15 protein-coding genes are annotated in these 12,922 nt (G+C 69.6%); 11 read left to right on the forward strand and 4 right to left on the reverse strand.

Annotation, left to right across the window (positions count from 1 at the left end):
- The first annotated feature begins 25 nt into the window (after positions 1–25).
- Genes SPK54_RS05750 through SPK54_RS05765 form a run of 4 tightly spaced genes read left to right on the forward strand, consistent with a single transcriptional unit; the run spans position 26 to position 2,143 of the window.
- Entirely contained in the window at positions 26–664 is a 639-nt protein-coding gene (locus SPK54_RS05750; RefSeq protein WP_330946967.1) for a hypothetical protein, read from the forward strand.
- Positions 661–1,305 (forward strand): hypothetical protein, encoded by a 645-nt coding sequence (locus SPK54_RS05755; protein ID WP_330946968.1) that lies wholly within the window; start codon positions 661–663, stop codon positions 1,303–1,305. The genes SPK54_RS05750 and SPK54_RS05755 overlap by 4 nt, the downstream gene beginning before the upstream one ends.
- Positions 1,302–1,520 (forward strand): helix-turn-helix transcriptional regulator, encoded by a 219-nt coding sequence (locus tag SPK54_RS05760; RefSeq protein ID WP_330946969.1) that lies wholly within the window; start codon positions 1,302–1,304, stop codon positions 1,518–1,520. The genes SPK54_RS05755 and SPK54_RS05760 overlap by 4 nt, the downstream gene beginning before the upstream one ends.
- The gene (locus SPK54_RS05765; protein ID WP_330946970.1) at positions 1,517–2,143 is read left to right on the forward strand and encodes a DUF998 domain-containing protein; all 627 of its coding nucleotides are present in this window, start codon (positions 1,517–1,519) and stop codon (positions 2,141–2,143) included. The genes SPK54_RS05760 and SPK54_RS05765 overlap by 4 nt, the downstream gene beginning before the upstream one ends.
- Here the strand turns inward: SPK54_RS05765 and SPK54_RS05770 are convergent.
- A complete protein-coding gene (locus tag SPK54_RS05770) occupies positions 2,091–2,342 on the reverse strand; it encodes a SemiSWEET transporter (RefSeq protein WP_330946971.1) in 252 nt (83 codons plus the stop codon). The two genes, SPK54_RS05765 and SPK54_RS05770, sit on opposite strands and share 53 nt — an antisense overlap.
- Positions 2,339–3,646: an amidohydrolase family protein gene (locus tag SPK54_RS05775; RefSeq protein WP_330946972.1), complete on the reverse strand. Its 1,308-nt coding sequence runs from the start codon at positions 3,644–3,646 to the stop codon at positions 2,339–2,341. The genes SPK54_RS05770 and SPK54_RS05775 overlap by 4 nt, the downstream gene beginning before the upstream one ends.
- Positions 3,647–3,742: 96 nt before the next feature.
- On the opposite strand from SPK54_RS05775, the gene leuS reads away from it, so the two are divergent.
- The 7 genes from leuS (at position 3,743) to rlmH (ending at position 10,860) form a co-directional block, all read left to right on the forward strand.
- Positions 3,743–6,475, forward strand: a complete 2,733-nt coding sequence (leuS, locus tag SPK54_RS05780; RefSeq protein WP_330946973.1) for a leucine--tRNA ligase — start codon at positions 3,743–3,745, stop codon at positions 6,473–6,475.
- A gap of 128 nt (positions 6,476–6,603) precedes the next feature.
- Positions 6,604–7,110 (forward strand): LPS assembly lipoprotein LptE, encoded by a 507-nt coding sequence (lptE, locus tag SPK54_RS05785; protein WP_330946974.1) that lies wholly within the window; start codon positions 6,604–6,606, stop codon positions 7,108–7,110.
- Positions 7,111–7,124: 14 nt separating this feature from the next.
- Positions 7,125–8,165 carry a DNA polymerase III subunit delta gene (gene holA, locus SPK54_RS05790; RefSeq protein ID WP_330946975.1) on the forward strand — a complete coding sequence of 347 codons (1,041 nt, stop codon included), beginning with the start codon at positions 7,125–7,127 and terminating at the stop codon, positions 8,163–8,165.
- Entirely contained in the window at positions 8,162–8,863 is a 702-nt protein-coding gene (gene nadD / locus SPK54_RS05795) for a nicotinate-nucleotide adenylyltransferase (protein ID WP_330946976.1), read from the forward strand. Before holA ends, nadD begins: the two co-directional genes overlap by 4 nt.
- Positions 8,860–9,264 (forward strand): ribosome silencing factor, encoded by a 405-nt coding sequence (gene rsfS / locus SPK54_RS05800; RefSeq protein ID WP_330946977.1) that lies wholly within the window; start codon positions 8,860–8,862, stop codon positions 9,262–9,264. Before nadD ends, rsfS begins: the two co-directional genes overlap by 4 nt.
- Entirely contained in the window at positions 9,248–10,393 is a 1,146-nt protein-coding gene (locus SPK54_RS05805) for a J domain-containing protein (protein ID WP_330946978.1), read from the forward strand. The genes rsfS and SPK54_RS05805 overlap by 17 nt, the downstream gene beginning before the upstream one ends.
- Positions 10,390–10,860 (forward strand): 23S rRNA (pseudouridine(1915)-N(3))-methyltransferase RlmH, encoded by a 471-nt coding sequence (rlmH, locus tag SPK54_RS05810; protein WP_330946979.1) that lies wholly within the window; start codon positions 10,390–10,392, stop codon positions 10,858–10,860. The genes SPK54_RS05805 and rlmH overlap by 4 nt, the downstream gene beginning before the upstream one ends.
- A 69-nt stretch (positions 10,861–10,929) precedes the next feature.
- On the opposite strand, the gene tsf is transcribed toward rlmH, so the two are convergent.
- Both tsf and rpsB read right to left on the reverse strand, forming a co-directional pair.
- Positions 10,930–11,808 (reverse strand): translation elongation factor Ts, encoded by an 879-nt coding sequence (tsf, locus tag SPK54_RS05815; RefSeq protein WP_330946980.1) that lies wholly within the window; start codon positions 11,806–11,808, stop codon positions 10,930–10,932.
- A gap of 162 nt (positions 11,809–11,970) precedes the next feature.
- Positions 11,971–12,750: a 30S ribosomal protein S2 gene (gene rpsB / locus SPK54_RS05820; protein WP_330946981.1), complete on the reverse strand. Its 780-nt coding sequence runs from the start codon at positions 12,748–12,750 to the stop codon at positions 11,971–11,973.
- Positions 12,751–12,922 lie beyond the last annotated feature (172 nt).

Raw genomic sequence — 12,922 nt, forward strand, 5'->3', positions numbered from 1 at the left:
ATTTAGTCCGTTGGAGTTGACACCAATGACTCTCTCTCCCCGATCCGGGTTTGTCCTGTGGCTGGTGCTGGCCGGCATTGGTCTGGCGCTGTTCTTCACCGGCGAATATCGAGACTTGCCGCTGCCCCTCGGTTGGGTGGGCATGTTCCTGTTCGTGGCGGCGGTCTGGTTCTCGGTGGCGCAGCTGCATGCGGTCCCGCCAAGCGACCAGGAGGCGCAGGTCGCGCCGGGCGAATGGCAGGCCTGGGTCGGCGTGGCCTTCGCCGGCGCAGTGATCGTCGCGCTGGTGCTGAAGGCGGAAATGTTCCTGCCGCAGCTGCCGATCCATCGCAATCCGGAAATCGGCGCGGCCGGCAAATCCATCGGCACCCTGTTCGTGGCCTGGCTGGTGCTGGCGCACGTGCTGAAGCAGCGCTGGGCCGGCCGCGTGCAGGCCGATGAGCGCGATGCGCGGATCGAGCTGGTGGCCGGCCAATGGGCGCGCGCCGCCGCCGCAGGCGGGGTGGTCGTCATCGCGGTACTGCTGGGTTTTTCCGACACCGAGCGGCTGCGCGAATTCAGCTACCCCTTCATCGCGCAGATGCTGATGCTGGCGCTGCTGGGCGGGCTGTGGGTCGAGCAGCTGGTGGCCGCGGTGCTGTACTGGCGCGACCGGAAGGAATGAGCATGGACAAGGGAATGGAACACGTCGGGTTGTCGCGCGCCTGGATGGCGGCATTCGCGTTGCTGGCAACGTTGGGGGTGGCAGTCGCTGTGATCGGTGCACGCGAGGGCCGCGCGCACCTGCTGTTCGGCGGCAGCATGTTCGTGGTGATCGCGCTCACCGGGGTGCTGTACCTGTCGGCCCGGCGCCCAGGTCGGGATGACAGCCTGCCGTCGCATGCGGAAACGGCGGCCTGGTCGATGATCGGGATGGGATTGGCGGCGATGATGGTGCTGGGGGGCGTGCCATTGGGCTCCACGCACGGCAGGATGGACGGCTATCTGCTGTTCGCCACCTATGCGGTGCTGGTGGCGTGCTACCCGGGCTTCCGGCGCCGTTTCGTGGAGGAGCGGCGCGGTTATCGCGAAATCACCGACGACGAGCGCGAGCGCGCGATCCGCGCGCAGGGGGATTACCTGTCCAAGCGATTGCTGGAACTGGCGATGGTCGCGCTGGCTGTCGCCTGGGTTTTTTGGCCTGCGCCCTTCCGTGCCTTGGGTGATCCACCGCAGGTCGCCTCATTGCTCCTGCTGCCGATCATGCTTGCCAATGTCGTCGGAGAATCGCGGGTGGCGTGGCTTCACTGGCGCGACCGCCAATGAGCGGCACCGCGATCACCAACGACATCCGCCGCCTGCGCTTCGAACGAGGCGAGCTGACCCAGCAGGCGCTGGCCGATGCCTGCGGGGTGACCCGGCAGACCATCATCGCGCTGGAGGCGGGGCGCTACGCGCCGTCGCTGGAGCTGGGCTTCCGCATCGCCGATGCGCTCGGCGTGCGGATCGAAGACGTTTTCCACTGGACCCGACCCGCATGAATACACGTCGCCCTGCCGTTGCCTGGGCCTGCCTCGCCTCCGGCCTGTTCGTGGCTTCGTTGCTGCTGGCCGGCACCGACCTGCCGGCCTATTCGCACTGGCTGCATCCGGTCGCGCTGCGCGGCGCCAGCGGGCTGCCGGGGGCGATGCTGTTCAACACCGGCGCGTTCCTGCTGCCGGGGATCGCGCTGGTACTGGCGGCGCAGGCGCTGCGGCCGGCGCTGGTCGGGTGCGGCTGGGCGGCGCGCATCGGATTGACACTGGCGCAGCTGTCGGCGTTGGCGTTCGCCCTGCAGGGCGCGCTGCCGCTGGATGCCAGCGGTCAGGATGAACGGGCGATGCGCCTGCATGCGCTGGCGTGGATGCTGTGGTGGATCGCGTTCGTGCCCGGGGCGCTGCTGCTGGCGGTGCGCGCGCGGCGCGGCGCGGGTTTCGCCGTCGCTTGCCTGTCGGCCGCCGTGCTGGTGCCGCTGCTGGCGGTGCTGGCGCCGGTGGATGCGTGGGTGGGGCTGGCGCAGCGGCTGGCGTTCGCGCTGTGGCTGGGCTGGTGGCTGCTGGCCGCGCTGGTGCTCAGCCGTGTTTCAGTTTCAGCGCCAGGATCGTCGCCGCCAGCACGAAGGTGACCGCGTTCGAGGCGATCATCGGCCACGAGCCCAGGAAGATGCCGTAGCCGAACCAGCAGACGATGCCGAAGGTGAACACCACGTACATCCCCAGCGAGATGCCGGAGGTGTTGCGGGTACGGATGGTCTTTACCGCCTGCGGCACGAACGACAGCGTGGTGCAGGTGGCCGCCAGGTAGCCCAGCCACTCCAGGTTCATCGCGCGGGCTCGCGATGGATCGCGCCGTCCTTCATCACGAAGTCCACCTTCAGCACGTTGCCGATGTCGGCCACCGGGTCGCCGGGCAGGGCGATGATGTCGGCGCGCCTGCCCGCCTCCAGCACGCCCTGGTCGTCCACGCCCAGCACCTCGGCGGCGCGGAGGGTCGCGGCCTGCAGCGCCTGCGCGGCGGGGATGCCGGCCTCGACCATGTACAGGAACTCGCGCGCGTTGTCGCCGTGCGGGCCCACGCCCATGTCGGTGCCGAAGGCGATCTTCACCCCGTTGCGGTAGGCCTTGCCGGCGGTGTCCTGGATCAGCGAGCCGATCCGCGCCGCCTTGGGGCGGACCACGTCCGGGAAGTAGCCGTCGATCTTGGCCTTGTCGGCGACGAAGCGGCCGGCGTGGATGGTCGGGACGTACCAGGTGCCGTGCGCCTTCATCAGCCGCATCACATCCTCGTCCATGTAGGTTCCATGCTCGATGCTGGTGACTCCGCCGAGGATGGCGCGGGCCATGCCTTCCTTGCCGTGCGCATGCGCGGCGACCCGGTAGCCGTAATCCTTCGCGGTATCGACGATCGCCTTCACCTCGTCGACGGTGAACTGCGGCGCGTCGCCTGAGGCCGCGTAGCTCAGCACGCCGCCGGTGGCGGTGATCTTGATGACGTCGCTGCCGTCCTTGTAGCGCTGGCGCACCGCCTGACGGGCATCGTCAACCGAATTGACCACGCCCTCGGTGGGGCCCGGCGGGCCGACCAGGTGCGAGAGCGCGTCGTTCCAGCCGTTGGTGGGATCGGCGTGGCCGCCGGTGGTGGCGATCGACTTGCCGGCGGCGAAGATGCGCGGCCCCTGCACCAGCCCCTGGTTGATCGCGTCGCGCAGGTGCAGCGCGACTTCGCCGCCGAGGTCGCGGACGCTGGTGAAGCCGGCGGCCAGGGTTTTCTCGGCGTAACCCACCGAGCGGTAGGCGTAGTCCACCGGGTCGAGGCGGAAGCCCTCGGAATAGCTCTGCGGGCTGGACTGGCTGCTCATGTGCACGTGCAGGTCGGTGAAGCCGGGCAGGCAGGTGCGGTCGGACAGATCGAGGCGTCGGCCGGCTGCCTCCACGCCGGGCGTGCCCGGCCGGACCTCGGCGATGCGGCCGTCCCGAACCACCACGACATGGGCGCCCAGCACCTTGCCGGCGCGGGCATCGAACAGCCGCCCGCACTGGAGGACGGTATCGGGGGACTCGGCCGCGGTGGCGGACGGGGCGACGATGGCGGCCAGCAGGCAGGCGGCGAGGGCGGGACGGGCGCGCATGGTGGGTTCTCCCGGAGGTCGCCGGAGTGTGCCACGCGGGCGGCCCGTGGTGCGCTGCGGTAAGCTTGCCGGTCCGATTCCCCCGTGCCTTCCGCCGTGTCCGAGCCCGCCATCTACGATCCCAGCACCGTCGAATCCGCCGCCCAGTCGTTCTGGGCCGCCAACCGCGCCTTCGAGGTGAAGGAAGACGCCGGCAAGCCGAAGTACTACTGCCTGTCGATGCTGCCGTACCCGTCGGGCGCGCTGCATGTCGGCCACGTGCGCAACTACACCATCGGCGACGTGATCAGCCGCCATAAGCGGATGACCGGCCACAACGTGCTGCAGCCGATGGGCTGGGACGCGTTCGGCTTGCCGGCCGAGAACGCCGCGATCAAGAACAAGACCGCGCCGGCCAGGTGGACCTACGCCAACATCGAGCACATGCGCACGCAGCTGCAGTCGCTGGGCTACGCCATCGACTGGAGCCGCGAGTTCGCCACCTGCAAGCCGGACTACTACGTGCACGAGCAGCGCATGTTCGTGCGCCTGCTGAAGAAGGGCGTGGCCTACCGCAAGAATTCGGTGGTGAACTGGGACCCGGTGGACCAGACCGTGCTGGCCAACGAGCAGGTGATCGACGGCCGCGGCTGGCGCACCGGCGCGCTGGTGGAGAAGCGCGAGATCCCGCAGTGGTTCCTGCGCATCACCGACTACGCGCAGGAGCTGTTGGACGAACTGGACAAGCTGGAAGGCTGGCCGGACTCGGTCAAGACCATGCAGCGCAACTGGATCGGCCGCAGCCAGGGACTGGAGATCCAGTTCCCGGTCGATGGCGAGGAGGCGCCGCTGACGGTCTTCACCACCCGCCCGGACACGCTGATGGGCGTGACCTTCATCAGCATCGCCGGCGAGCATCCGCTGGCGCAGAAGGCCGCGCGCGCCAACCCCGAGCTGGCCGACTTCATCGCCGGCCTCAAGCAGGGCGGCGTGTCCGAGGCGGAACTGGAGACCCAGGAAAAGCGCGGCATGGCCACCGGCCAGTGGGCCCGACACCCGCTCACCGGCGAGGACATCCCGATCTACGTCGCCAACTTCGTGCTGATGGGCTACGGCACCGGCGCGGTGATGGCGGTGCCGGCGCACGATGCGCGCGACTGGGAGTTCGCCAAGGCCTACGGGCTGCCGGTCAAGCCGGTGATCGTCGATGCGGCGACCCGCGACGCGCTGGAGGAGATGTCCTCGCACCTGAAGGAACACGACGATCCGATGGCGGTGGCGCTCGGGGGCCATGCCCCGGTGGACGTGTACGAGATCGACGCGGCCGTGGCGATGGTGCGCGAGTACCTGCGCCGGATCGAGGAGGAGGGCGCGCACACCGAGCGCGGCTGGCTCATCAACTCCGGCGAGTTCAACGGCATGGACTTCGACGCCGCGTTCGAGGCGCTGGCGGTGAAGTTCGAGCTGGCCGGCACCGGCACCCGGCGGGTCAACTTCCGCCTCCGCGACTGGGGCGTCTCGCGCCAGCGTTACTGGGGCTGCCCGATCCCGGTGATCCATTGCACCGGCTGCGGCGTGGTGCCGGTGCCGGAGGACCAGCTGCCGGTGGTGTTGCCGGAGGACGTGGCCGACGCATTCGCTTCCGGCGACGTGCATTCGCCGATCAAGTCCGACCCCGAATGGCGCAAGACCACCTGTCCGCAGTGCGGCGGCGCGGCCGAGCGCGAGACCGACACCTTCGACACCTTCATGGAGTCGAGCTGGTACTACGCGCGCTACACCTCGCCGGGCGCGGCCGACATGGTGGACGAGCGCGCCAACTACTGGCTGCCGGTCGACCAGTACATCGGTGGCATCGAGCACGCGATCCTGCACCTGATGTATTTCCGCTTCTACCACAAGCTCCTGCGCGACGCCGGGCTGGTGCGCAGCGACGAGCCGGCCACGCGCCTGCTCACCCAGGGCATGGTCATCGCCGACACCTTCTTCCGCGAGCTGGACAACGGCGGCAAGGAATGGATCAACCCTGCGGATGTCGAGCTGCAGCGCGACGACAAGGGCCGCATCACCGGCGCCACGCTGGCCGCGGACGGCCAGCCGGTGAAGATCGGCGGCACCGAGAAGATGTCGAAGTCGAAGAACAACGGCGTCGACCCGCAGCTGCTGGTGGACCGCTACGGCGCCGACACCGTGCGCCTGTTCTCGATGTTCGCCGCGCCGCCGGACCTGTCGCTGGAATGGAGCGACGCCGGCGTGGAAGGCATGGCGCGCTTCCTGCGCCGGCTGTGGCGCGACGTGCACGCGCATGCCGCGCAGCCGGACCATCCGGCGGTCGATCCTGCCGCGCTGGACGCGCCGCAGAAGGCGCTGCGCCGGCAGGTGCACGAAGCCATCGCCAAGGTCGGCGACGACTACGCGCGCCGGCACGCCTTCAACACCGCCATCGCCGCGCTGATGGAGCTGATGAACGCGATCGGCAAGTTCAACGATCTGTCCGACCAGGGCCGAGCGGTGCGCCACGAGGCGTTCGAGGCCATCGTCCTGCTGCTGAACCCGATCACCCCGCACATCAGCCACGCCCTGTGGCAGGTGCTGGGCCATCCGGAAACGCTGCTGGAGGACGTGCCGTTCCCGCAGGCGGACCCCGCCGCGCTGGTGCGCGATGCGATCAAGCTGGCGGTGCAGGTCAACGGCAAGCTGCGTGGCACCATCGAGATCGCGGTTGACGCGCCGCGCGAGGCGATCGAAGCCGCCGCGCTGGCCGAACCCAACGTGGCCGCGTTCGTGGCCGGGCAGGCGCCGAAGAAGGTCATCGTGGTGCCGGGCAAGATCGTGAACATCGTTGTCTGATCGCGCTCGTCATCCCCGCGAAAGCGGGGATCCAGCCTTTGGTGGTTGCGTTCAAGTCAAAAGCCGGATTCCCGCTTTCGCGGGAATGACGGGTAAAAGCCTTGCCGTTTTCGCCTAGACTGCCCCCCATGAAATCCCGCCTCGCCATCCTTGCCCTGTCCGCCGCGCTGCTGTCCGGCTGCGGCTTCCACCTGCGCAACGCCCTCAACCTGCCGGCCGACCTGGGCCCGGTGCGGGTGCTGGCGGCCGATCGCTACAGCCCGCTGGGCGATCTGCTGGCCGAGGGCCTGCAGCGCGCAGGCGCGCAGGCGGCCCCCGCGGAGGCCAGCGAAGGGGTGGCCACCCTGCAGGTGATTTCCGAGCAGTGGGCGGACACGCCGATCAGCAACGACCAGTCCGGCCGCGCCCAGGAATACGCGCTGCGTTATGCGGTGGTGTTCAGCCTGCGCCGCGCCGACGGCAGCACCGCGGTGCCGCAGCAGGCGGTGGAGCTGTCGCGCGATTACCTGGCGCCGGCGGTGGACTCCATCGGCAAGGCCAGCGAGCGCGAGATGCTGGTGCGCGAGCTCCGGCGCGACATGGCGGCGGCGATCCTGCGCCGCGTCGACGCCGCCTCCAAGCCGGTCGCACCCTGACGCCGGCAGCTCGCATGGAACTGGGCGCCGACCGCCTTGCCGGGCAAGTGGCCAACGAGCCGCTGCGGCCCATCTACCTGGTTGCCGGCAGCGAACCGCTGCTGGTGCTGGAGGCTGCCGACGCCATTCGTGCCGCCGCGCGCGCGCAGGGCATCCCCGACCGCGAAGTGCACGACATGGACGGCCGCGATGCCGACTGGGGCGGGCTGGACGCGTCGATCAACGCGCCCAGCCTGTTCGCCAGCCGGCGGCTGGTGGAAGTGCGGCTGCCCACCGGCAAGCCCGGCGCGGAAGGGGCGAAGCTGATCTCCGGCTTCTGCGCCGCGCCGCCGCCGGACGTGGTGCTGCTGGTGGTTGCCGGCGAATGGTCGAAGTCGCACGCCGGCAAATGGAGCGAGGCCGTCGCCCGCGCCGGGCACCTCGCCGTCGCCTGGCCGGTGAAGCCGCACGAGCTGTCCGGCTGGATCGGCCAGCGCCTGCGCAGCCGCGGTATCAAGGCGACGCCCGACGCGGTGGCGCGGCTGGCGCAGCGGGTGGAAGGCAACCTGCTGGCGGCGGCGCAGGAAGTGGACAAGCTGGCGCTGCTGCTGCCGGGGCAGGCCGAGGCGCTGGACGTGGCGCGGATGGATGGGCTGGTTGCCGATTCCGCGCGCTTCGACGTGTTCCGGCTGGTGGATGCCGCGCTGAACGGGCAGCCGGCGCAGGTTTCGCGGGTCATTGCCGGCCTGAAGGCGGAAGGCGAGGCGATCCCCGCGCTGATGGGCATGGTGGTGAAGGAGCTGCACACCGTTGCCGCGCTTGCGCGCGCCCGCAACTTTGCGGCCGAGTGCAGGGCACAGCGCATCTGGCCGGCCAAGGAGGCCGTTTACAAGCGCGCGCTGGCCCGCCATCCGCCGGAGCGCTGGCAGCGGTTGCTGGTTGAGGCCGGCGGCGTGGACCGCATTTCGAAGGGCCGGGTGCGGCAGGGCCGCGAGTCACACGACGCCTGGCTGCAGCTGGAACGCCTGCTGCTGGCAGTTGCGGATCCCGGCGCGCTGCGCCTGCTGGCATCGTGAATTCCTCGCTGCGGGTCTTCTACGGCGGCAGCTTCGACCCGGTGCACAACGGGCACCTGGCCATCGCCCGCGCCGCCCGTGATGCGCTGCACGCCGAAGTGGCGCTGGTGCCGGCGCGCGATCCGCCGCACAAGGACGCCACCCATGCCGACGCCGACCAGCGCGCACAGCTGCTGGCGCTGGCGATCGAAGGCGAACCGGGGCTGCGGGTGGATCCGCGCGAGCTGCACCGGGCCGGCCCGTCCTACACCTTCGACACCTTGACCGAGCTGCGAGCAGAAGCCGGCCCCGGCGCGCCGCTGGTCTGGCTGGTCGGCGCCGATTCGGTGCTGCAGCTGCATACCTGGCACCGCTGGCGCGAACTGTTCGATCTCGCGCATATCGTCGCCGTGCAGCGGCCGGACGCGAGGCTGGACGCCGCGCGCCTGCGCGAGCAGGCGCCGCAGGTACTGGCCCAGATCAATGGCCGCTGGCTGCCGCCCGACGCGTTGGCGGAGGGGCCGGCGGGCGGTTTCGTCCTGCTGCCGCTGGCGCAGCTTCGGCCGGAGTCCTCCAGCGAGCTGCGCCGCCGCATCGCCGCCGGCGAACCGTGGCGGGAGTGGGTGCCGGCGGCCGTGGCCGCGCGTATCGACAGCCTTCATCTCTACCGCAACCCGGCCGTTATACTGCCCGCGTTTCCATCGAGCGATCGCCCTTGACCACCGCCGCCCAAGTCATCAAGACCAGCCTGCCCACCCCGCCGCCCTCCGTGGAGGCCCTGCTCAAGGCCGTGCACGACGGGCTGGAAGAGCTCAAGGCCAAGGACATCGTGGAGATCGACGTACGCGGCAAGAGCAGCGTCTGCGATTACATGGTGGTCGCCTCCGGCACCTCCACCCGCCACGTCAAGTCGGCGGCGGACGAAGTGGTGCGCTTCGCCAAGAAGCTCGACGTGATGCCGCTTGGCGTGGAAGGCGAGCGCGAGGCCGAATGGGTGCTGGTGGACTTGGGCGACGTGATCGTCCACGTGATGCTGCCGCGGGTGCGCGAGTTCTATGCGCTGGAGCGGCTGTGGTCGGTGGGCGACCAGCCGCCGGCAGCGGGTGGCGAAGACGAATAAGCCGCGTGCCGCCTCGGCGGTTGCGCCGGTGGCGGCCGACAGCGCCCTGCAGCAGCTGCAGGCTGGGGCCGGCTTGCGCGCCCCGGCAAGCCCGGCGCGCAAGCGCTTCGACAAGCTGGTGTCCGCGCTGCAACGGCAACGCGGCGAGCTGCATGCGTGGGCCAAGGCCCTGCCGCGCTGGCACCAACGCCATCAGTCGCAGCTGGCCCCGCTGCTGGCGCAGCAGCGCGAACTCGAGGTGGCGCTGGTGGAACTGCTGGACCACAGCGATGCGACCATCAAGCTGGCCAAGCGCGACCGCGCTTTCCTCTCGGAACTGATTTGCCGGCTGGCCGCGCCGCTGATCGAGGCCGGCCGCGCGGACCTCGAGCCGCTCTACCACCGCCACTGTCGGCAGGGCCTCGACGCCGACGCGGACGTGTCCGAATCGGATGCGATGTTCAAGCAGATGGTCGGCGCTGCGTTCGGCCTGTCGCCCGAAGAAGTGGAGGCGATGGAGTCGCCGGACGCCGCGTTCGAACAGGCGCAGGCGCGCTGGCACCAGCAGCAGGAGCATGCGCGCCAGCGCAAGGCGCGACGGCAGCAGCGCGAAGCCGCCAAACGGCAGGCCGACGAGCCGCCGCCGCTGCGCGAGCTCTACCGCAAGCTGGCGGCCAGCCTGCATCCGGATCGCGCCCGCGACGCCGCCGACAGCCAGCGCCGGACGGTGTTGATGCAGCGGCTCAACGCCGCCTACAAGGCCGGGGACCTGATCGGCCTGATTGAACTGCAGGTCGAGATCGGCCTGCTGGACGCCGCCGGGGTGGATGCACTCACCGATGCGCGCCTGCAGCAGTACAACCGCGAGTTGTCGCGGCAGTGCCAGGAGATCGCACGGGAACTGGCGCAGGTGGAGCACGGCTTCTGCGCGGACTACGGGCTGGACCCCGCGGCGCGGCCGAAGCCGCTGCAGCTGGACAAGCTGCTGGCGCGCTGCAAGCGCGAAGTCGAAGCCGATCTGGACGTGATGCGCAGCGACCTGCGCGACCTGCAGCAGCCGCAGTTGTTCAAGCGCTGGCTCAGGCAGCAGCGCCAGCTGTCGGAGATGGGGGCGGACTTCCTGTACGTCGCAGGCGATCCGCAGGGATGAAGGCGCGCCTGGTCGCCGTCGGCGAACGCGCGCCCGGCTGGGTGGCGCAGGGCTTCGCCGAATACCAGAAGCGGCTGTCGCACTGGCTGCCGCTGGAGCTGGTCGAGGTCGAGCCCGGCGTGCGCGGCAAGGGCCGGGATACCGCCAGGGCGATGAGCGACGAAGGCGCGCGCGTGCTGGCCGCGCTGCCGAAGAACGCGCACGTGGTCGCCCTCGACGGTCGCGGAAAAATGCATTCGTCCGAACAACTCGCCCGGCGTCTGGAACACTGGCGCGGGCAGGGCCGCGACCTCGCCTTCCTGATCGGTGGCCCCGAGGGCCACGCCGCCGAAGTCATTGCCCGTGCCGACGAACACTGGTCGCTGGGTCCGCTGACGCTGCCGCACATGCTGGTGCGGCTGGTGCTGGCCGAACAGCTCTACCGCGCCGCGGCGCTGCTGGCCAACCATCCCTACCACCGCGCCTGATCCCCGCGCGGGCAACAAAAAAACCCGCCGTCGCCGGCGGGTTTTTCGTGGATCAGGTGTTGCGGAAGATCAGACCTGCATCGCCTTGGCGACTTCGGCCAGGTAGTCTTCCTGCACCTTCTCGATGCCTTCGCCGACCACCAGACGCTGGAAGCCCAGCACGTCGGCGCCGGCGGCCTTGACCACGGCTTCGACGGTCTTGTCGCCGTCCAGCACGTAGGGCTGGCCGTACAGGGTGACCTCGTTGACGATCTTGTTGATCTTGCCGCTGATGATCTTCTCCAGGATCTCGGCGGGCTTGGCCTTGTCCTTCTCGCTCATCTTGGCCAGCTCGATCTCCTTTTCCTTCGCCACGAACTCGGCCGGGACGTCGGACGCCTTGTTGTGCGGCGGGTTCATGGCGGCAACGTGCATCGCCAGGCCGCGGGCCAGGTCGGCGTCGCCGCCGGCCAGCTCGACCAGCACGCCGATCTTGCCGCCGTGGACGTAGGCGGCGACGTTGTTGTTGCCGTCCACGCGCACCATGCGGCGCACCTGGATGTTCTCGCCCAGCTTGGCGATGGCGGCGGCGCGGGCTTCCTCGACGGTTTCGCCGGAGGCCAGCTTGGCGCTCTTCAGGGCTTCGACGTCGGCGGCGCCGGAGGCCAGCGCGGCAGCGGCGATGGCCTCGCACAGGGCGACGAAGCTGCCGTCCTTGGCCACGAAGTCGGTTTCGGAATTGATCTCGACCAGCACGGCCTTGCCGCCGTTGCCGGCGGCGGCCACGCGGCCCTCGGCGGTGACGCGGCTGGCCTTCTTGTCGGCCTTGGCCAGGCCTGACTTGCGCAGCCACTCGGCGGCGGCGTCGATGTCGCCATTGTTTTCGGTCAGTGCCTTCTTGCACTCCATCATGCCGGCGCCGGTGCGCTCGCGCAGATCCTTGACCAGGGAAGCGGTGATTTCAGCCATGGGGTTTACCTCCAGATGTTTGGAAACGTCATCCCCGCAGGGGCAGGGATCCAGCGGTTGGAACCGGCGGGCGCCGGAGGGGCTGGATTCCCGCATTCGCGGGAACGACGAGCAGATGCGACCCGCGGCCGCGCAGCAGGGCGCGGCCGCGGGTCGGGGCGATTACTCGCCCTTCTTGCCGTTGCGGCCGGCCGGCTTGGCTTCTTCGCCTTCGACGGCGGCGGCGAAGTCTTCCTCGCGCACGTTGGCGGCGTTCGGGGCGGCGGCCTTGCCTTCCAGCACCGCGTCGGCGGCGGCGCGGGCGTACAGCTGCACCGCACGGATGGCGTCGTCGTTGCCGGGGATGGCGTAGTCGACCAGGTTCGGGTCGTAGTTGGTGTCGACCACCGCGATCACCGGGATGCCGAGCTTCTTGGCTTCCTTGATGGCGATGTCTTCATGGCCGATGTCGATCACGAAGATCGCGTCCGGCAGGCGGTTCATTTCCTTGATGCCGCCCAGCGAGGCTTCCAGCTTGTCGCGCTCGCGGCGCAGGCCCATCACTTCGTGCTTGACCAGCTTCTGGAAGGTGCCGTCGGTTTCCGCGGCTTCCAGTTCCTTCAGGCGGGCGACCGACTTCTTGACGGTGGCGAAGTTGGTCAGGGTGCCGCCCAGCCAGCGCTGGTTCATGAACGGCATGCCGCAACGCTCGGCTTCTTCCTTGATCGCCTCGCGCGCGCTGCGCTTGGTGCCCAGGAACAGGATGGTGCCGCGCTTCTGCGCAACGCCGCTGATGAAGTTCATCGCGTCGTTGAACAGGGGGACGGTCTTTTCCAGGTTGATGATGTGGATCTTGCCGCGGGCACCGAAGATGTACGGCGCCATCTTGGGATTCCAGTAGCGGGTCTGGTGGCCGAAGTGGACGCCGGCTTCCAGCATCTGGCGCATGGTGATCTGGGGCATTTCTGAAACTCCGATGATGGAACCCGCGCCGGTTGGATGAGGGCGCTGCGCCGCGGCCGCATTGGCTGGCGCTGGATTCCGGGGTTGGGCCTCCCCGTCGTCACCGCTTCCGAACCCGCTTGCGCGGGCACCCCGGAGCGGGGATTGCCGACAGGTGTGGATTTGCCGGTGA

The sequence above is a fragment of the Thermomonas sp. LB-4 genome (assembly GCF_036409385.1).
Classification (GTDB): domain Bacteria; phylum Pseudomonadota; class Gammaproteobacteria; order Xanthomonadales; family Xanthomonadaceae; genus Thermomonas.